At 74.3% G+C, this 20,029-nt stretch carries 17 protein-coding genes; 15 read left to right on the forward strand and 2 right to left on the reverse strand.

Annotated elements, in window-relative coordinates:
• Positions 1-42: 42 nt before the first annotated feature.
• From NP075_RS09430 to NP075_RS09455, 6 genes are all read left to right on the forward strand, one after another.
• The gene (locus NP075_RS09430; protein WP_227562944.1) at positions 43-765 is read left to right on the forward strand and encodes an MBL fold metallo-hydrolase; all 723 of its coding nucleotides are present in this window, start codon (positions 43-45) and stop codon (positions 763-765) included.
• Between the two features lie 79 nt (positions 766-844).
• Positions 845-2,221 carry a histidine--tRNA ligase gene (gene hisS / locus NP075_RS09435; protein ID WP_227562945.1) on the forward strand — a complete coding sequence of 459 codons (1,377 nt, stop codon included), beginning with the start codon at positions 845-847 and terminating at the stop codon, positions 2,219-2,221.
• A gap of 53 nt (positions 2,222-2,274) precedes the next feature.
• Positions 2,275-2,940: a hypothetical protein gene (locus NP075_RS09440; protein WP_227562946.1), complete on the forward strand. Its 666-nt coding sequence runs from the start codon at positions 2,275-2,277 to the stop codon at positions 2,938-2,940.
• Positions 2,941-2,971: 31 nt separating this feature from the next.
• Positions 2,972-4,018, forward strand: coding sequence for an Rv2578c family radical SAM protein (locus NP075_RS09445; RefSeq protein WP_227562947.1), 1,047 nt, complete (start codon positions 2,972-2,974; stop codon positions 4,016-4,018).
• Between the two features lie 137 nt (positions 4,019-4,155).
• Positions 4,156-5,943, forward strand: a complete 1,788-nt coding sequence (gene aspS, locus NP075_RS09450; RefSeq protein WP_227562948.1) for an aspartate--tRNA ligase — start codon at positions 4,156-4,158, stop codon at positions 5,941-5,943.
• The gene (locus NP075_RS09455; RefSeq protein ID WP_227562949.1) at positions 5,940-6,707 is read left to right on the forward strand and encodes a GNAT family N-acetyltransferase; all 768 of its coding nucleotides are present in this window, start codon (positions 5,940-5,942) and stop codon (positions 6,705-6,707) included. Before aspS ends, NP075_RS09455 begins: the two co-directional genes overlap by 4 nt.
• Positions 6,708-6,868: 161 nt before the next feature.
• On the opposite strand, the gene NP075_RS09460 is transcribed toward NP075_RS09455, so the two are convergent.
• Together NP075_RS09460 and NP075_RS09465 are read right to left on the reverse strand one after the other, a co-directional pair.
• Positions 6,869-7,165 (reverse strand): DUF2809 domain-containing protein, encoded by a 297-nt coding sequence (locus NP075_RS09460; protein ID WP_227562950.1) that lies wholly within the window; start codon positions 7,163-7,165, stop codon positions 6,869-6,871.
• Positions 7,166-7,281: 116 nt separating this feature from the next.
• A complete protein-coding gene (locus tag NP075_RS09465) occupies positions 7,282-9,513 on the reverse strand; it encodes an MMPL family transporter (RefSeq protein ID WP_227562951.1) in 2,232 nt (743 codons plus the stop codon).
• Positions 9,514-9,621: 108 nt separating this feature from the next.
• On the opposite strand from NP075_RS09465, the gene NP075_RS09470 reads away from it, so the two are divergent.
• From NP075_RS09470 to NP075_RS09510, 9 genes are all read left to right on the forward strand, one after another.
• The gene (locus tag NP075_RS09470) at positions 9,622-11,031 is read left to right on the forward strand and encodes a replication-associated recombination protein A (RefSeq protein ID WP_227562952.1); all 1,410 of its coding nucleotides are present in this window, start codon (positions 9,622-9,624) and stop codon (positions 11,029-11,031) included.
• A gap of 251 nt (positions 11,032-11,282) precedes the next feature.
• Entirely contained in the window at positions 11,283-11,909 is a 627-nt protein-coding gene (rpsD, locus tag NP075_RS09475) for a 30S ribosomal protein S4 (protein WP_227562953.1), read from the forward strand.
• 157 nt (positions 11,910-12,066) lie between these two features.
• A complete protein-coding gene (locus NP075_RS09480) occupies positions 12,067-12,432 on the forward strand; it encodes a DUF948 domain-containing protein (protein ID WP_227563216.1) in 366 nt (121 codons plus the stop codon).
• A complete protein-coding gene (locus tag NP075_RS09485) occupies positions 12,429-12,812 on the forward strand; it encodes a hypothetical protein (RefSeq protein WP_227562954.1) in 384 nt (127 codons plus the stop codon). The genes NP075_RS09480 and NP075_RS09485 overlap by 4 nt, the downstream gene beginning before the upstream one ends.
• A gap of 82 nt (positions 12,813-12,894) precedes the next feature.
• Complete coding sequence (alaS, locus tag NP075_RS09490; protein WP_227562955.1) at positions 12,895-15,588, forward strand: alanine--tRNA ligase; 2,694 nt, start codon at positions 12,895-12,897, stop codon at positions 15,586-15,588.
• Positions 15,589-15,619: 31 nt separating this feature from the next.
• Positions 15,620-16,156 carry a Holliday junction resolvase RuvX gene (gene ruvX / locus NP075_RS09495; RefSeq protein ID WP_227562956.1) on the forward strand — a complete coding sequence of 179 codons (537 nt, stop codon included), beginning with the start codon at positions 15,620-15,622 and terminating at the stop codon, positions 16,154-16,156.
• Between the two features lie 7 nt (positions 16,157-16,163).
• The gene (gene mltG / locus NP075_RS09500; protein WP_227562957.1) at positions 16,164-17,375 is read left to right on the forward strand and encodes an endolytic transglycosylase MltG; all 1,212 of its coding nucleotides are present in this window, start codon (positions 16,164-16,166) and stop codon (positions 17,373-17,375) included.
• On the forward strand, positions 17,372-18,220 hold the full coding sequence (locus NP075_RS09505; RefSeq protein ID WP_227562958.1) for a shikimate dehydrogenase: 849 nt from the start codon (positions 17,372-17,374) through the stop codon (positions 18,218-18,220). Before mltG ends, NP075_RS09505 begins: the two co-directional genes overlap by 4 nt.
• Positions 18,221-18,350: 130 nt before the next feature.
• Positions 18,351-20,024 (forward strand): GspE/PulE family protein, encoded by a 1,674-nt coding sequence (locus tag NP075_RS09510; RefSeq protein WP_227562959.1) that lies wholly within the window; start codon positions 18,351-18,353, stop codon positions 20,022-20,024.
• Positions 20,025-20,029: the final 5 nt, after the last annotated feature.

Here is a 20,029-nt window from a genome sequence, read left to right on the forward strand (position 1 = left end):
GCGGTGCCGCCGACGGGCCCGACGGCGTCTAGCGTGGCGGGCATGCAGATCGTCACGGTCGTCGCTCCCGTCTTCGCGGCACGCTGCTCGGTGCTGGTCGGGGACGACGGCGCGTGCGTCGTCGTGGACCCCGGGGCCGGGGCCGGGCGGCAGGTCCGCGCGCTCGTCGCCGAGCGTGGCCTGCGCCCCCGGGCCGTCCTGATCACCCACGGCCACGCCGACCACACGTGGGACGCCCCGCTGCTCGCGCGGGAGCTCGACGTGCCCGTGCTGCTGCACGCCGGTGACGCGTACCGCCTCGACGACCCCTTCGGCACGTTGGGCGTGCTGGACCCGCGGCGCGACCCGGCCGGGCCGCTCGCGCTGGCGCTGCGCGCGGCAGGCGTCGACCTCGACTCCTGGATCCCGCCCGCACGTGTCGAGCCGTTCGGCGGGTCGGGTGCGGGCCGGACGGGTGACGTGGAGCTCGACCTCGGCGGACTGCGCGTCGTCGCGCGGCACGCGCCCGGGCACACCGAGGGCTCGACGCTCTACCTCGTGGACGCGGGCGACCCGGACCCGGTCGTGCTCGCGGGTGACGTCCTGTTCGCGGGCAGCATCGGGCGGACGGACCTGCCGGGCGGGGACGACGACGCCATGGCCGCCACGCTGCGCGACGTGGTCGCGACGCTGCCCCCGGGGTCGCGGGTGCTGCCCGGCCACGGGCCGGCCACGGACGTCGCCACGGAGCTGGCGACGAACCCGCACCTGGCGCGCCACCGCTGAGGCCCGCGGGCGTCGTCGTGACGGCGTGCCTCGTGGACGCCGTGCGGGACCGCCGCCCCGTTCTGGGATCATCGTGACCATGGCTCGTCCCACACCCCTGTCCGGATTCCCCGAGTGGCTGCCCGACGGGCGCGTCGTCGAGCAGCACGTGCTCGACGTGCTGCGCCGCACGTTCGAGCTGCACGGGTTCGCGGGGATCGAGACGCGGGCCGTCGAGCCGCTCGACCAGCTGCTGCGCAAGGGCGAGACCTCCAAGGAGGTCTACGTGCTGCGCCGGCTCCACGAGGACCCGGACGCGGCGCCCGAGCGCTCCGGGCAGCTCGGGCTGCACTTCGACCTCACCGTGCCGTTCGCGCGGTACGTGCTGGAGAACGCGGGGCACCTGGCGTTCCCGTTCCGCCGGTACCAGATCCAGAAGGTGTGGCGCGGCGAGCGCCCGCAGGACGGCCGGTTCCGCGAGTTCGTCCAGGCGGACATCGACGTCGTCGGTGCGGGTGCGCTGCCGTACCACTACGAGGTGGAGCTCCCGCTGGTCATGGCGGACGCGCTGGGCGCGCTGGCGGACCTGGGCGTGCCGCCCGTGCGGATCCTGGTCAACAACCGCAAGGTCGCCGAGGGCTTCTACCGCGGCCTGGGTCTGGACGACGTCGAGGCCGTGCTCCGCGGCATCGACAAGCTCGACAAGGTGGGTCCCGAGGCGGTGGCCGACCTGCTCGTCGCCGAGGCCGGTGCCACGCCGGCGCAGGCGGCCGCGTGCCTCGAGCTCGCGGCCGTGCACGGCTCCGACGCCTCCGTCGTCGACCGGGTCCGCGAGCTCGCCGACCGCCACGGCGCGTCGACCGAGCTGCTCGAGGAGGGCCTGCTGGAGCTCGGCGCGCTCGTCACGGCGGCTGCCGAGCGTGCGCCCGGCGTGCTGGTCGCGGACCTGAAGATCGCCCGCGGGCTCGACTACTACACGGGGTCCGTCTACGAGACGGTGCTGGTCGGGCACGAGGACCTGGGCTCGATCTGCTCGGGCGGTCGCTACGACACGCTCGCGTCGGACGGCGCCACCACCTATCCCGGCGTGGGGCTGTCGATCGGCGTCTCCCGCCTCGTGTCGCGCCTGCTGTCCGCCGGCCTCGTGCGTGCGACCCGGTCCGTGCCGACCGCCGTGCTCGTCGCCGTCACGTCGGAGGAGGGCCGCTCCCGGTCGGACGCGGTCGCGGCGGCGCTGCGGGCGCGCGGCGTGCCCGTGGAGGTGGCGCCCAGCGCGGCCAAGTTCGGCAAGCAGATCCGGCACGCGGACCGTCGCGGCATCCCCTACGTGTGGTTCGTGGGCGACGCCGACCAGGACGGCGCACCGGGGCAGGACCAGGTCAAGGACATCCGGTCGGGCGAGCAGGTGCCCGCCGACCCGGCGACGTGGACACCGCCCGAGCAGGACCTGTGGCCCCGGGTGGTCGCGGCCGGCTGAGACCCGGGCGTCGCCGCCGTGCGGGAGCGCCCGGGCGTCCCTAGCGTGGCGACGTGTCCTGCGCCGTGCCGTCCGCCGTGCCGTCCGTCGTGCCGAGGGCCGTCGTGCTCGACGGCCACATCGCGGGCGCCGGGTCGCAGGAGGGCACCCGCCTGGTCGTCGGCCGCTGGCGGCGCTCGCCGGTGGGCCGCTTCGCCGACGTGATGGTCGAGCGCCCGGACGGCACCCGGGTGCTGCTCGCGCCGCGCGACGACGTCGTGGGCCTCGTCACGCGGCTGTACACGTTCGACGACGTGCGCGTCGTCGAGGTCGCTGTCGTCCCCGACGCCGCCGCGCGCGCGTGGACGGTGACCGCCGGCCCGCTGCGGGCGCGGCTGGTGCTGGGCCGGCGCACGGCCACGGGCAGGCTGCTGGGCCTGGTGCCGCGGGCGGTGGTCGGCGCGCGTGCCACCGGAGGGCTGGTCGACGCCGTGGCGCGCACCGCCGTGCGGGGGGTCCGCACGCGGGGTCGGGGCCGGGACGGCTCCCTGGAGGTGTACGCGGCGCGCGACCAGCACGCCCTCGTCGCCCTCGACGCGCAGTGGGACGGCCGGGACCTCGGCGGCCTGCGGCCCGTCGAGCCGCCCGTGCGGTTCGGCTTCTCCTCGGTGCCCGCGCGCCCCTCCGTCACCGCGCTGCGCGTCACCATCGAGGCACCGGCGGGCCCCGCCACGCCTTGACCGTGGTTCGAACGTGTGTTCGAATGATTCGGTGCGATGGGACGGGCAGAAGGTGGACGCGGGGGAGGGTGGTGCCCTGCCAGGGCTCGACCTGCGCACCCTGCCCGGACTCGTCCGGAGCGTGCGGACGCCGGACTTCGCCGGCGTCACGTTCCACGAGGTGCTCTCGCGCACCGCGCTCAACCGGGTTCCCGACGCCTCGGCCGTGCCGTTCCGGTGGACCGTGAACCCGATGCGGGGATGCCTGCACGCGTGCACCTACTGCTTCGCGCGCGGCACCCACCGGTACCTCGACCTGGACGCGGGCAAGGACTTCGACACCGAGATCGTCGTGAAGACCAACGTGGCCGAGGTGCTGCGGGCCGAGGTCGCGCGACCGTCGTGGCGGCGCGAGCACGTGGCGCTGGGCACCAACACCGACCCGTACCAGCGCGCCGAGGGACGCTACGCGCTCATGCCCGGGATCATCGAGGCGCTCGCGGGCTCCGGGACGCCGCTGTCCGTCCTCACGAAGGGCACCCTCCTGCGCCGTGACCTGCCGCTGCTGGTCGAGGCCGCGCGCGACGTGCCGGTGTCGCTCGCCGTGTCGGTCGCAGTCCTCGACGACGAGCTCCAGCAGCAGCTCGAGCCCGGCACGCCCACCGCCCGCGCGCGACTGTCCCTGGTGCGGGCGATCCGCGACGCCGGCTTGCCCGTGCACGTCATGGTCGCCCCGGTGCTGCCCTGGCTCACCGACTCCACCGACCACCTCGACCGGTTGTTCGCCGCCGTGGCGGACGCGGGGGCGCAGCACGCCACCGTGCTGCCGCTGCACCTGCGCCCGGGTGCGCGCGAGTGGTTCCTCGCGTGGCTCGCGCGCGAGCGGCCGGACCTGGTCGACGGCTACGACCGCGTGTACCGCGGTGGCTCCTACGCGCTCGCGGAGTACCGGGCGTGGCTGACGGCGCGGGTGCGGCCGTTGCTCGCCCGGCACGGGCTCGACCGCGCACCGGACGAGGCGGGCGGCACGGGGCGCTGGGAGGCGGCGCGCGACGTGCCCCACCCGGAGTCGGCGCAGCTGCAGCCCAGCCTGTTCTGACGCCGCGTCCCCGCCGTCGGGCGCGGACGCCGCGGGCAGCGCCGACGAGCGCCGCCGCGTGGGCCGAGCGGTGCGGGCGCACCTATGATCGTCGGGACGCCCGTCCGGGCGCAGATCCCCGACCTGAAGGACCTTCCGTGCTGCGCACCCACTCCGCCGGCTCGCTGCGGGCCGAGCACATCGGCACCACCGTCACCCTCACGGGCTGGGTGGACCGGCGGCGCGATCACGGCGGGGTCGCCTTCGTGGACCTGCGGGACGCCTCGGGCATCGCGCAGGTCGTCATCCGCGACGAGGCCGTCGCGCACGGCCTGCGGGCGGAGTACGTGCTGCAGGTGACCGGCGAGGTCGGTCGGCGTCCCGCGGGCAACGAGAACGCGAACCTGGCCACGGGCGAGGTCGAGGTCGTCGCGCACGAGGTCGTCGTGCTCAACGAGTCCGCGCCGCTGCCGTTCCAGGTGTCGGCGTCGGTCGACGAACCGGTCGGCGAGGAGGCGCGGCTGCGCTACCGCTACCTCGACCTGCGCCGCCCGGCGCCCGCGCGCGCGCTGCGGTTGCGCGCCGACGTCAACCGGGCCGCCCGCCGCGTGCTCGACGAGCGCGGCTTCGTCGAGGTCGAGACGCCGACGCTCACGCGCTCGACCCCCGAGGGCGCACGCGACTTCGTGGTCCCCGCCCGGCTCGCGCCGGGCAGCTGGTACGCGCTGCCGCAGTCGCCCCAGCTCTTCAAGCAGCTGCTGATGGTGGCCGGCCTCGAGCGCTACTACCAGATCGCCCGCTGCTACCGCGACGAGGACTTCCGCGCGGACCGGCAGCCGGAGTTCACGCAGCTGGACGTCGAGGCGAGCTTCGTCGAGCAGGACGACGTCATCGAGCTGGCCGAGGCGGTGCTGACCTCCCTGTGGGAGCTCATCGGCTACACGATCCCGACGCCGATCCCGCGCATGACGTACGCCGACGCGATGCGTCGGTACGGCACCGACAAGCCGGACCTGCGCTTCGGGCTCGAGCTGACCGACCTCACCGCGTACTTCGCGGACACGCCGTTCCGGGTGTTCCAGGCGCCGTACGTCGGTGCGGTCGTGCAGCCCGGCGGTGCCGCCACGCCGCGGCGCGGCTTCGACGCCTGGCAGGAGTGGGCCAAGCAGCGCGGTGCCAAGGGCCTGGCCTACGTCACCGTCGGCGACGACGGCGAGCTCGGCGGGCCGGTCGCCAAGAACATCACCGAGGCCGAGCGCGCGGGGCTCGCGGCCGCCGTGGGCGCCGAGCCCGGGGACGCCGTGTTCTTCGCCGCCGGCAAGCAGAACGAGGCCCGGGCGCTGCTCGGCGCCGCGCGCCTGGAGATCGGCCGTCGCGGCGGCCTGATCGACGAGGACGCCTGGTCGTTCGTGTGGGTCGTCGACGCCCCGCTGTTCAAGCCCACCGGCGAGGACGACGACGTCGCCGTCGGCGAGGGCGCCTGGACCGCGGTGCACCACGCCTTCACGTCCCCGACCCCGGAGTGGATCGACCGCTTCGAGGAGGACCCGGGCGCGGCCCTCGCGTACGCGTACGACATCGTCTGCAACGGCAACGAGATCGGTGGCGGATCCATCCGTATCCACCGGCGCGACGTGCAGCAGCGCGTCTTCGAGGTGATGGGGATCGGCGAGGCCGAGGCGCAGGAGAAGTTCGGCTTCCTGCTCGACGCGTTCGCGTTCGGTGCCCCGCCGCACGGGGGCATCGCGTTCGGCTGGGACCGGATCGTCACGCTGCTCACGCGGTCCGAGTCGATCCGCGAGGTCATCGCGTTCCCGAAGTCGGGCGGCGGCTACGACCCGCTGACCGGTGCACCGGCCCCGATCTCGCCGGAGCAGCGCCGGGAGACCGGCGTCGACGCGAAGCCGAAGCAGGACGCCGCCGGGAAGACCGCCGCCCAGGGATGAGCGGGGGACTCCTCGCCCGGCTGCCGGCCGCGCTGCGCGGCCGGCGCGACGTCCTCGACCTGCAGGACGTGTGGGCCGACGCGGCGGTGCTCGCCGGCAGCACCGACGCGGTCGTGCTCGTCCGGGAGGACCCGGCCGGCTCCGTGATGTGGGGCGCGGGTGACCCGCAGGACCTCGGGCGCCTCGTGCCCGGGGCGCTGGTGGACCACGGCCCCGGCCTGCGCTGGGTCACCGTGCCCCGCGCCGTGCCGCTGCCGCAGGACGCCCTGAGCGCGGCCGGCGTCGTGCCGTGCACGTCCTGGGACCGGTTGTCCTGCGACGTCGCGCCCGTCCCGCAGCCGGGGGAGGACGCGGTCGAGGAGCTCGACGTCGCGGCGGACCTGGAGGCGATCACGGCGTGCCTGGACGCGGCCAACCCCACGACGCACGCGCGTCCCGGGGCACCCGACGACGTCGTGTGGTGGGGGGTGCGCGACGGCCGCGCCGGGCTGCTCGGCGTGGTCGGCGTCGCTCGGCGCCCGGGGGACGGGGCCCCGTCGATGCACCTGCACGGGCTCGGCGTCGTGCCTGCGGCCCGCGGTCGGGGCCTCGGGACCGCGCTCGCCGCGCGGGCGACCCGCCGAGCGCTGGAGGACGGCGCGCCGTGGGTGGCGCTCGGCATGTACACGGACAACGACGCGGCGCGCCGCGTGTACGGCGGCCTCGGGTTCCACGTCGACGTCGAGAACGCCGGCTACGGCCCTCCGGGGGCCGCCCGCCCCTGAGGCGCGTGCGCCGGAGCGTTCGGCAGGCGACCCGCCGCCGCCGTGCGTGCCCCGGCGCCATCGAGACGCAGATCGACGACAGCACCGAGCACCGCGGCACCGAGGGTCCGGGACTGCCCGTCGAGTACCCCGACGGCCGGATCCCGCTGACGGGCGTGGCGTCAGGTGACGCCCGGGCGCCCGTGGGCGAGGGCGTCCGCGGCGGTGACGACGGCGACGCCGCCGGCGTAGGCGAGCAGGTCCGTCGCGACGAACGTCGAGCCCAGCACGTACGCCGCCGGCGGCCACGCGGCCGCGAGGTGCGCGGGCACCGCGGTGAGCTGGGCGAGCTCCACGGCGACGCACGCGCCCAGTGACCACGCCGCCGCCGCCCGGGGGCGTGCCCGCGGCGCAGCGAGCAGGACCAGCAGCTGCACGAGGGCCGCGTAGAGCGCCCCTCCGGCGAGGTCGGCGGTCATGCCGTCACCCCGGGACACGGCGAGCCCGGCGGCCACGACCACGACCGCGGCGACGGCCAGCGGCCCCCGGCGACGGGCGGGGCGCACCGCTGGCGCCGGCGCGTCCGGCGGGGCGCTCAGTGGAGGACCGCGAAGCGGTCGTACAGCCGGCGCAACGGCCGCGGTGCCCACCAGTTGGCGCGGTCGAGCACCGTCATCGTCGCCGGCACGAGGAAGAGGCGCACCACGGTCGCGTCGATGAGGACGGCGAACGCGAGCGCGAACCCGACCTCCTTGATGACGACGAGGTCGCCGACCACGAAGCCCGCGAACACCACGATGATGATGGCCGCGGCGGACGTGATGACCCGGCCGGAGCGCTGCAGACCGAGGCGGACGGCCTGGTCGGTCGGCATGCCCTCGTCGTGCAGCTCCTTGACGCGCGAGAGCAGGAAGACCTCGTAGTCCATCGCCAGGCCGAACGCGAACGCCGCGACCAGCGCGAGCACGTACGTCTCGATGCCGCCGGTCGACGTGAAGCCCAGCACGGACTCCAGGTACCCGTCCTGGAACGCCCACACGAGCACCCCGAGCGAGGCCAGGATCGACAGGACGTTGGTGAGCAGCGCCTTGATCGGGATGACGACGGAACCTGTCATGAGGAAGAGCAGGAGCAGCGTCGCCCCGCCCACGATGCCCAGGGCGAGCGGAGCGCGCTCCACGAGGGCCGCGGTGAAGTCGATCTGCGACGCGGCCTGGCCGACGACCCACCGCTCGAACGGGGCGTCCAGGGCACGGACCTCGCGCACGACGTCCGCGGCGACCGGTCCGCCGGGGTCGGTGGTGTCGGCCCGCACGCCGATGACGACGTAGGCGCCCAGCGCGGCGGGCGGGTCGACCGACGCGACGCCCGGCAGCTCGGCGACCTCGGCGGCCCACGCCGTGGCCTCGGGGAGCGAGGCCTCGGCGACGACGGTGACGGCCGGCGACGCGGCGGCGGGGTAGTTCTCCTCGAGGTCGGCCACGTACTCCCGCTGCGGGGTCCCCGAGGGGAGCAGCTCCAGCCCGCTGACCCGCAGGTCCATGCGCAGCACCGGGGCCGCGAGCAGTCCGAGCAGCACGACGCACCCGAGCATCACCCACCAGGGACGGCGCTGCACGCGTGCCGCGAGGCGGGAGAACGCCCCTTCCTCGCTCTGCACGTCCGACGCGCGCCGCAGCCCGGGGATGCGGGACAGCAGGCCGGGCTTGACGAGGCGGCGGCCCAGGAGCGTGAGCAGGGCCGGGACGAGGGTCACCGCGGTCGCGACGGCCACGAGCACGACCGCGACGCCGCCGGCGCCGACCGCCCGCAGGATGTCGGGGCGGAAGACGAGGAGGCCGGCGATGGACACGGCGACCGTCACGGCGGAGAACACCACGGTGCGTCCGGCCGTGGCCATGGTGCGCTCGACCGCGGCGACGACCGCACCGTCGCCGCGGCGCCGGCGGCTGGCCGCGCCGCCGTCGGTCCCGACGATCCGCAGGAGCTCCTCGCGGAACCGGGACACGATGAGGAGCCCGTAGTCGATGGACAGCCCCAGCCCGAGCACGGTGACGACGTTGACGACGGACGCGTCGACGTCCATCACGTACGTCAGCGCGAGGAGCGAGCCCAGGCCGCCGGCGATCGAGGCGAGCGCGCCGGCCATCGGCATCGCCGCCGCGAGGAACCCGCCGAAGACGACGACCATGATGAGCAGCGCGATGGGCAGCGCCACGATCTCCCCGGTGCGCAGGTCCTCCTTCACCTGCTCCGTGATCTCGTCGACGATCAGGTGCTCGGCACCGACGACGCCCTGGACGTCGGGGGCCACGGCCGTCAGCTCGCCCGGCACCTCGCGCAGCCGTTCCTCGACCTCGTCCAGGGCGCGCGTCTCCACGTCGTCGGACAGGTCGGGCTCGAGCTCCACGACCACGAGGAACCCGTCGCCGTCCTGCGCGAGCAGCGGCGCGGCCGCGGGGCTCTCGACGCCGCCCGGCAGCACCAGGGGGTCGATGACCGACGCGACGCCCTCGATCGCCGCGAGGTCCGTTCGAGCGGACTCCAGGGCCGGGCCCACCTCGGGGTCCGCGGGGTCGAGGCCGGAGAGCACCAGGTTGACGTTCGGCCCGGTGGTCCGTTCGTCCGCGAGGATCTGCTGACCCTGCGTCGACTCGGCACCCGGGACGCCGGGGGACCCGGTGGCCACGCGGTCGAAGAGGCTCTGGCCCGGCAGCCCGTAGACCGCCAGGGCGTAGCCGAGGACGGTGAGCACCAGCCAGACGACGACCGTCAGGCGCGGGTGGTGGGCGACGGTGCGACCCAGGCGTGCGAACACGCGGGTCATGCTCGCAGGTCATCGGGGCCCGGCGCATGTCACGACGGCGCCGCAGGGGGTCGAGGGCCCTCGTGACCCTGGTCCGACCTGTCGGCGGCGGTGCGTAGGCTCGACGTCATGGACCTGTTCGACGCGGTCACCTCGACCGCGCAGGGGCTGCCCACCCCCGGTGCCGGCGCGCCCCTCGCGGTGCGGATGCGACCCCGCACCCTCACCGAGGTCGCCGGGCAGGGGCACCTGCTCGTGCCCGGCTCGCCGCTGCGTCGGCTCGTCGAGCCGGCCGACGAGGGGACGCGGCGGGCCGCGCCGTCGTCCGTGATCCTCTGGGGCCCTCCGGGCACCGGCAAGACGACCCTGGCCTACCTCGTCGCCAGCACGTCAGGACGCCGCTTCGTCGAGCTCTCGGCCGTGACCGCCGGGGTCAAGGACGTCCGCGCCGTGGTCGACGACGCCCGCCGCCGCCTCGCGACCGGGGGCGCGGAGACGGTGCTGTTCATCGACGAGGTGCACCGCTTCACGAAGGCGCAGCAGGACGCGCTGCTCCCGAGCGTCGAGAACCGGTGGGTGACGCTGATCGCCGCCACCACCGAGAACCCGTCGTTCTCCGTCAACTCCCCGCTCCTGTCCCGCTCGCTGCTGCTCACCCTGCAGCCCTTGACGACGGACGACGTGCGCACGCTCGTGGAGCGCGCCGTGAGCGACGAGCGGGGTCTGGCGGGGTCGGTCGTCCTGGACGACGACGCGCTGGACCACCTCCTGCGGCTGGCCGGCGGTGACGCCCGCAAGGCGCTGACGGTCCTCGAGGCCGCGGCGGGGGCGGGGCTCGCCGAGGGCGGCCCCCGCACGGACGCGGCCGCTCCCGTCGTGGTCGACCTGGCCACGGTCGAGCGCGCGATCGACGTCGCCGCGGTGCGGTACGACCGTGACGGCGACCAGCACTACGACGTCATCAGCGCGTTCATCAAGTCCGTGCGCGGCTCGGACGTCGACGCGTCGCTGCACTACCTGGCGCGGATGATCGCGGCGGGGGAGGACCCCCGGTTCATCGCGCGGCGCGTCGTCATCTCCGCGGCCGAGGACGTGGGCCTCGCCGACCCCAGCGCGCTGCAGACCGCCGTGGCCGCCGCGCAGGCGGTCGCCCTCATCGGGATGCCCGAGGCGCGGATCATCCTGGCCGAGGCGGTCGTGCACCTGGCGACCGCGCCCAAGTCGAACGCCGCCTACGTCGGCATCGACCGTGCGCTGGCGGACGTGCGGGCCGGGCGCATCGGCACCGTGCCGCCGCACCTGCGCGACGCGCACTACGCCGGCGCCGAGAAGCTCGGCCACGGCGGGGGGTACAGGTACGCGCACGACGCGCCGCACGCCGTGGCGACGCAGCAGTACCTGCCGGACGAGCTCGTGGGCACCCGGTACTACGAGCCGTCGGACCGGGGCTTCGAGCGGTCCGTGGGCGAGCGGCTGACGAGGATCCGCTCGATCCTGGACCCGTCTGCCGGCTCGGTGACGTCGACCGACGGCGCCTGACCCGCCCACCGTCCGGCCCACGGTCGGACGCTCGGCGCGCGTCAGGTAAGATCGACCGGTGCTCCGCCGCGTGCGGACGCACCACGCAGCAAGAGCAGCAGTACCTGGGGCCCTAGCCCGTGGCACCGACCGTCCCCGGACGGTCAGGACGCCGCACCGTGGTCGGCCCCACGCCCGCCGGAACCTCTTCCGTCCGGACCTCGTCCGGTGCGCGGGTGTGCTCGTCCAACGACACGACAGGAAGTACCTCTGTGAGCAACGTGACCCGCTCGCGTCGCCAGGTCCGCCTGAGCCGCGCGCTCGGCCTGGCCCTGACGCCCAAGGCCGTCAAGCACTTCGAGAAGCGCCCCTACCCGCCCGGTGAGCACGGCCGCGCCCGTCGCCGCACCGAGTCGGACTACGCCGTGCGGCTGCGCGAGAAGCAGCGTCTGCGCGCCCAGTACGCGCTGCGCGAGAAGCAGCTCGCCAAGGCGTACGAGAACGCCCGCAAGGCCCCGGGTCTGACCGGTGAGGCCCTCGTCGAGGACCTCGAGACGCGTCTCGACGCCGTCGTGCTGCGTGCCGGCTTCGCCCGCACGATCCTGCAGGCGCGCCAGACGGTCACGCACCGCCACGTGCTCGTCGACGGCAAGATCGTCGACCGTCCGTCCTTCCGCGTGAAGGAGGGCCAGACGATCCAGATCAAGCCCAAGTCGCAGGCCACCGTGCCGTTCCAGGTCGCCGCCGCCGGCGCGCACCGCGACGTCCTGCCGGCCGTGCCGGGCTACCTCGAGGTCCAGCTCGAGAAGCTGAGCGCCACGCTGGTGCGTCGCCCCAAGCGTGCCGAGGTCCCCGTGACGTGCGAGGTCCAGCTGGTCGTCGAGTACTACGCCCGCTGACCCACGCCTGACGAACGCCCCGCCGCGCACCTGAGGTGCCGGTGGGGCGTTCGTGCTCCTGGCGTGCGCGACACGCACCGGGAGGCGGCGGCTCGACGGGTAGGGTGACGAGGCGGTTCACGCACGTGGCCGCGAGCCTGGAGGAGGAACGCCCATGGTGTCGATCGGTGACGTCGCGGGACTGATCGCCGCGATCGCGTTCGTCGCGCTCGTCGGCTTCGTCGCGCGTCCGCTCCTGCGGCTCGCCGACGTGCTGGACGAGACGCGCGCCTCGGTCAAGGAGCTCACGGACCACGCGGTGCCGGTGCTCGACGAGACGGCGCGGGTCGTCGCCTCCTCGGCCACGCAGCTCGACAAGGTCGACACCGTGACCACGGCCGCCGCCCAGGTCGGTGAGAACGTGTCGGCCCTCACCTCGCTCGTCACCGCCACGGTGGGCGCGCCGTTGCTGAAGGTCGCGGCGTTCTCCTACGGCGTGCGACGCGCCCTGGCCGGCCTGCGGTCGGGCGGAGCCGTTCGATGAGGCGCCTGTTCTGGGTCGGTGTCGGCGTCGCGCTCACGGTCGTCGTGGTGCGGCAGGGTCGCCGGCTGGTGGAGCAGTACGCACCCGCGGGCTCGGGCGACGCCGTCAAGGGCGCCGTCCGGCTGGGCAGCGCGCTGCGCGCCGCGCGCGACGACTTCCGCACCGGGGTCGCCGAGCGCGAGGCCGAGCTCCTGGACGCGCTCGTGGGCGACGTCGACCTCGACACGCTGCGGGCGAACGCGCCCCGGCACCGCGCCGAGCTGCGCGACACGTTCGGACGACCTCCGCGGGACGGCCTCGCCTCCGACCTGGCCGCACGCGGCTGGGCCGACGAGCCGACGACCGACCCCGACGACGACGAGCGGGCCCCGTTCTTCTGAGCGGGCCCCGCACCACCCGGGCCAGCAGGCCCATCCGCACCTTTCGCCGCCCCGGCGGCGGACCGCACCCGACGAGGACGACATGCGCACCGCCGAGATCCGCCAGCGCTGGCTCGACTACTTCGCGAGCAAGGACCACGCCATCGTGCCGTCCGTGCCGCTCATCTCCCCGGATCCGTCGATCCTGTTCACGATCGCCGGCATGGTGCCGTTCATCCCGTACATCCTCGGCACGCAGGACGCGCCCTGGCCCCGGGTGGCGAGCGTGCAGAAGTGCATCCGCACGAACGACATCGAGAACGTCGGCCGCACCACCCGGCACGGCACGTACTTCCAGATGATGGGGAACTTCTCGTTCGGCGACTACTTCAAGACCGGTGCCATCGAGCTGGCCTGGGAGTTCCTCACCGGGGCGCAGGAGTCCGGCGGGCTCGGGCTCGACGGCGACCGGCTGTGGGTGACGATCTGGAACGAGGACGCCGAGTCCGCGGACGCGCTCGTGCGCGTCGGCGTCGACCCGCGTCACATCGTGCGGCTCACGCGCGAGGAGATCTTCTGGGACACGGGCCAGCCCGGCCCCGCGGGCCCGTGCGCGGAGTGGCACTACGACCGCGGCCCGGAGTTCGGTCCCGAGGCGGAGGGCGGCACCGTCGACCCCGGCGGCGACCGGTACCTCGAGATCTGGAACCTGGTCTTCGACCAGTTCGTCCGCGGCGAGGGCAGGGGCAAGGACTACCCGCTGCTCGGCGAGCTCGAGCGCAAGGCGATCGACACCGGTGCCGGGCTCGAGCGCATCGCGTACCTGCTGCAGGGCAAGAACAACCTGTACGAGATCGACGAGGTCTTCCCGGTGATCGAGCGCGCGGCCGAGCTCTCCGGCCGCCGCTACGGCGCGGACGACGAGGACGACGTGCGGCTGCGCGTCATCGGCGACCACGTCCGGTCGTCGCTCATGCTCATCGGCGACGGCGTCACGCCGTCCAACGAGGGCCGCGGCTACGTGCTGCGCCGCCTGGTGCGGCGCACCGTCCGCTCGATGCGGCTGCTCGGCGTCGAGGAGGCCGCGCTGCCCGAGCTGCTGCCCATCAGCCGTGACCTCATGAGCCTGTCGTACCCCGAGGTCGCGAGCGACTTCGACCGCATCGCGCAGGTCGCGTACGGCGAGGAGGACGCGTTCCTGCGGACCCTGACGGCCGGGACCACGATCTTCGAGGGCACCGTCACCAAGGCGAAGGCGGCGGCCGGGGACGCGGGCGTGGTGCTGAGCGGTGAGCAGGCGTTCGCACTGCACGACACCTACGGGTTCCCCATCGACCTCACGCTCGAGATGGCGGCCGAGCAGGGCGTCAGCGTCGACGAGCAGGCGTTCCGCACGCTCATGCAGGCGCAGCGCGACCGTGCGCGTGCCGACGCGCTGGCCAAGAAGACCGGGCACGCCGACACGAGCGCCTACCAGCAGCTGCACCAGTCGCTGAGCGGCGAGCACGGCGCACCCGTGCGCTTCGTCGGATACACCGACACCACGGCGCACGCGAAGGTCGTCGGCCTGCTGGTCGAGGGCGTCCCGGCGCCCGTCGCGACCGCGCCCGCGCACGTGCAGGTCGTGCTCGACGTCACGCCGTTCTACGCCGAGGCGGGCGGTCAGCTCGCCGACACCGGGACCATCAGCCTCGAGGGCGGCGGCATCGTCGAGGTCGACGACGTGCAGGCGCCCATCAAGGGGCTGTCGGTCCACCACGGCCGCCTCGTGGACGGCACGCTCACGCTGGGCGACGCCGGCACGGCGACGATCGACACCGCGCGCCGCCGCGCGATCGCACGCGCCCACACCGCGACGCACATGGTGCACAAGGCGCTGCGCGAGGAGCTCGGCGACAACGCGACGCAGGCCGGGTCGGAGAACGCGCCCAGCCGGCTGCGGTTCGACTTCCGGTCCGGCGGCTCGGTGCCGGCCTCGTCGCTGTCCCAGATCGAGGGCCGCGTCAACGAGCGGCTGCAGGACGACCTCGAGGTCAGCGACACCGTCATGGCCATCGACGAGGCGCGCGCGCTCGGCGCGATGGCGCTCTTCGGCGAGAAGTACGGCAACCAGGTGCGGGTCGTCTCGATCGGCGGTGACTGGTCGCGCGAGCTGTGCGCGGGCACCCACGTGCGCCGCTCCGGTGAGCTCGGGCTGGTCACGCTGCTGGGGGAGTCGTCCATCGGGTCCGGGGTGCGTCGCGTCGACGCGCTCGTCGGGGACTCCGCCTACGGCTACCAGGCGAAGGAGCGCGCGCTCGTCAGCCAGCTCTCGGGGCTGCTCGGCGCACGTCCCGACGAGCTCGGCGACCGCGTGTCGTCGCTGCTGACGCGCGTGCGCGAGTCGGAGAAGGAGCTCGCGGCACTGCGTCAGGCGCAGGTGCTCGCGGCCGCGGGCACGCTGGCCGCCGGCGCGCAGCAGGTCGGTGTCACGCTCGTGGTCGCGCACGACGCCGGCGAGGTCGCGGCCGCGGACGACCTGCGGACGCTCGCGCTCGACGTGCGCGGACGGCTCGGGGAGTCCTCGCCGGCCGTCGTCGCGATCGGTGGCGTCGCCAAGGGGCGGCCCGTCGTCGTCGTGGCGACCAACGCGGCCGCCCGCGAGGCGGGTCACAAGGCCGGTGCGCTCGTGCGGACCGCGTCGGGCGTCCTCGGCGGCGGTGGCGGGGGCAAGGACGACCTGGCGCAGGGGGGTGGCACCGACGCCTCACGGCTGACGGACGCCCTCGCGGGCGTCCTCGCGGCGGTCCGGGGCTGACGTGACCGCCGGACGTGCAGACCGCGACGCCGTGACCCGTGCGGTCCGGCTCGGCGTCGACGTCGGCACGGTGCGGGTCGGTGTCGCGTCGAGCGACCCCGACGGCACCCTCGCCACCCCCGTCGAGACGCTGGCCAGGGCCGCGGGCAAGCCCTCGTCGACGGCTACCGACGTCGCCCGTATCGCCGCCGAGGCCCGCGAACGAGGTGTGGATGTCGTGTACGTCGGCCTCCCGCGGCACCTGTCCGGCGCGGAGGGGTCGTCGGCGGGGCTCGCGCGCGCGTACGCTGTCGCACTGGCGCACGCGGTCGGGCCTGTCCAGGTCCGGCTCGTGGATGAGCGGATGAGCACGGTGACCGCACATCACGCGCTCCAGGCGGCCGGCCGATCCGGACGCCGCCACCGGCAGGTCGTCGACCAGGCGGCCGCGGTGGTGATCCTGCAGCACGCGCTGGACGTGGAGAGGTCCACGGGACGTCGTCCCGGGGAACGGGTCGAGGTCGACCCGGGCCGATCCGCACCGGAGCGCCGGGGGGTTGCGGGCGACGGCACGACGACGGTGGAGTGACGCGCAGGTGAGCAACCAGACGGAGTGGTGGGCCCCGGTGAGGTCGGACGAGAGCGTGACCGAGCTGTTCGGTGGCGAGCGTGCCGCCTCGGCGCCGGGTGCGCCCGAGCCGCGGCGACGGTCCCGCGCGTCCGGACGCAAGCGCGAGGAGCGCATGCGCAAGCAGCGCCGCCGCCGGTCGATCTCCGTGCTGGTGGTCGCCCTGGTGCTCGTCGGCGGTGCCGCCTACGTCGTGTTCTCGCTCATGGGCGGTTCGCTGTTCGGCGGCACGAGCGCGTCGCAGGAGGTCACCGACTACGACGGGCCGGGGCGCCCCGGTGCACCCCCGGTCGTGATCAGCGCGGGCGACTCGGGTGCCGCCATGGCCACGACCCTGCACGAGGCCGGCATCGTGGCGTCCCAGGACGCGTTCCGCGCCGCCTTCGACGCGAACCCCGACGCCGCGCTCATCCAGCCGGGGACCTACCAGCTGCTGCTGGAGATGAAGGCGGAGGACGCCGTCCGGGCGCTGCTCGATCCCAAGAGCCGCGTCTCGATGAAGGTGACCATCCCCGAGGGGTTCACCGCCGAGCAGATCTTCACGCGCATCAACGAGGTCACGCTCATCAGCATCGACGAGCTGCGTGCCGCGGCCGCCGACCCCGCCGCCATCGGCCTGCCCGCCGAGGCGGGCGGCCAGGTCGAGGGCTGGCTGTTCGCGACGACCTACCAGATCGAGCCCGACACGTCGGCGGCGGCCGTCCTCGGGCAGATGGTCACGAAGACCGTCGAGACGCTCACCGCGAAGGGCGTCCCGCAGGACCAGTGGGGGGTCGTCCTCACCAAGGCGTCCCTGGTGGAGCGCGAGGCCAAGGCGGACGGCGACCGGCCGATGATGGCGCGCGCCATCCAGAACCGTCTCGACCGCGGCATGACCCTCGACATCGACGCGGCGGTCGCCTACGGGCTGAAGATCCCGGGCACGCAGCTCACGAGCGAGCACACCCAGGACCCGTCGAACCCGTTCAACACCTACAAGCACGTCGGCCTGCCGCCGACGCCCATCGCGTCGCCCGGTGTGACGTCGATCGACGCCGTGCTGAACCCCGCGCAGGGCGACTGGGTCTTCTGGGTCGCCATCAACCTGGACACGGGCGAGACGCGCTTCGCGGAGACGTACGACGAGCACCAGGAGAACGTCGCGCTGCTGCGGCAGTGGCAGGCGGAGAACTCCGGGTGACGACGCTCCGGCGTGCCGCGGTGCTCGGGCATCCCGTCCGGCACTCGCTGTCGCCGCTGCTGCACCGTGCCGCGTACGACGCCCTCGGGCTCGACGGCTGGCGGTACGACGCCGTCGACGTGACCGAGGACGAGCTCGCCGGCTTCCTCGCCGGCATGGACGCCACCTGGGCGGGTCTGAGCCTGACCATGCCGCTCAAGCAGAGCGTCATGCCGTTGCTCGACCACGTCGAGCCGCTGGCGCAGGTGGTCGGCTCGGTCAACACGGTGCTCGTGCAGGGCCGGGGGGCCGGTCGGGTGCTCACGGGCGCGAACACCGACGTCCACGGGCTGGTCGCGGCGCTCGGGGAGGCGGGTGTCACGGGGGGCGTGCGGTCGGCCGCGGTGATCGGCGCCGGCGCGACAGCGGCCTCCGCCCTCGCCGCCCTCGCACAGCTCGGGTGCGCCACCCCGCGGGTGTACGTCCGTTCCCCCGCCCGTGCCGGGGGACTGCTGCGCGCGGCCCACCGCATGGGCGTCGAACCCCGGCTGAGCCGGATCGACGACGCCCCGGACGAGGTCGGGCGCGTCGACGTCGTCGTGAGCACGTTGCCCGCGCACGCGGCCGACCCGCTGGCGGCAGCGCTGCCCGGTGAGGTGACCGGCGTCCTGCTCGACGTCTGCTACGACCCGCGGCCCACGGCGCTGTCGGCGGCCTGGGCGGCCCGCGGCGGTGGCGTCGTCGGCGGTGAGCGGATGCTGCTGCACCAGGCGGTCGAGCAGGTGCGGCTCATGACCGGCCGTCCGGCGCCGCTGGCCGCCATGGCGCAGGCGCTCGTCGGGGCGCTCGCCTCCACGCCCGTCTAGGCGTTCTCCGCCGAACGGGTTGCACGCCGCACCTCGTCGCAGGGCGGCACGCGGCGGGCTTCAGAGTGCCCGGGCGGCTGCCGATGGCATCCGAGGGTGTCGATCGGGCCCCGGACGAGGAGGCGCGCACGTGAAGCAGCTCGGGGAGATCCTGCTCAGCGAGGGTCTGGTGACGGAGGGACAGCTCCTCGCGGCGATCGACGAGCAGCAGGCGATGGGGACGTCGCTGGGACGCACGCTCGTCGAGCTCGGGATGCTGACGGAGGCCCAGCTCGTCCGCGCACTCGCGGCGCAGGTCGGGATGGAGTTCGTCGACCTCGACGAGTACCCCGTGGACCGCGCCGCCGTGTCGGTGGTCGCCGAGAGCGTCTGCCGGCGCCACGCCGTGCTGCCCGTCGCGCTGCGGGACGGCGCGATCGTGCTCGCCACCGCCGACCCGGGCAACGTCGTCGCCGTGGACGACGTGCGGACGCTGTCCGGCATGCGCGTGATCCCCGTGGTCGCCACCTACGACAACGTGCTGCGGGCGATCGACAGGTTCTGCCGGGCGGACGGCGAGATGGAGAACCTCTCGTCGGCCTTCGTCGACGACATGGCGGAGCCGGAGACCGACCTGAGCCGCGTCGGCGACGTCGTCGACGACGACGCCCCGATCGTGCGGTACGTGAACCTGCTGGTCACGCAGGCGATCACGGACCGCGCGTCCGACATCCACATCGAGCCCGCGGAGCACGACCTGCGGGTGCGCTACCGCATCGACGGGGTCCTGCACGAGACGCAGCGCTCGCCCAAGAGCATCACCGGTGGCGTGATCAGCCGCGTGAAGATCATGAGCGACATCGACATCGCGGAGAAGCGCAAGCCGCAGGACGGCCGGATGTCGGTCACCCACAACGGACGCAAGATCGACCTGCGCGTGGCCACCCTGCCGACCGTGTGGGGCGAGAAGATCGTCATGCGCATCCTCGACAACTCCACCGCGAGCCTCGACCTGCGCGACCTGTCGTTCCTCGACCACAACTACGAGACGTACCGCGAGTCGTACACCAAGCCGTACGGGATGATCCTCGTGACGGGGCCGACCGGCTCGGGGAAGTCCACGACGCTGTACGCGACGCTGAACGCGGTGTCGAAGCCGGAGATCAACGTCATCACGGTCGAGGACCCGGTCGAGTACCGCCTGCCGGGCATCAACCAGGTCCAGGTGAACCCGAAGGCGGGCCTCACCTTCGCGGCCGCGCTGCGCTCGATCCTGCGGTCGGACCCCGACGTCGTGCTGCTCGGTGAGATCCGTGACCACGAGACGGCGCAGATCGCGATCGAGGCGTCGCTGACCGGGCACCTGGTGCTGTCCACGCTGCACACGAACGACGCGCCCTCGGCCGTGACGCGGCTGACGGAGATGGGCATCGAGCCGTTCCTCGTCGGGTCGGCCCTGGACTGCGTCGTCGCGCAGCGCCTGGCGCGCCGGCTGTGCCCGAAGTGCAAGGAGGCGTACGTCCCGACGCCCGTGGAGCTCGAGGCGGCGCGGTTCCCGTGGGTCGACGGCGAGCCGTTGCCGGAGCTGTTCCGGCCGGCGGGGTGCACCGCCTGCTCCCGCACCGGGTACAAGGGCAGGCTCGCGCTGCACGAGGTGATGCGGGTCACCGAGGAGATCGAGCGCCACGCCGTGGCGCACGCGTCGTCCGCGGAGATCTCGCAGACGGCCGTGCACCAGGGGATGCGCCGCCTGCGCGAGGACGGCTGGTACAAGGTCGCGGACGGCCAGACGTCCATCGAGGAGATCCTCCGCGTCGTGGCCTGACCCGG

The sequence above is a fragment of the Cellulomonas wangsupingiae genome (assembly GCF_024508275.1).
Classification (GTDB): domain Bacteria; phylum Actinomycetota; class Actinomycetes; order Actinomycetales; family Cellulomonadaceae; genus Cellulomonas; species Cellulomonas wangsupingiae.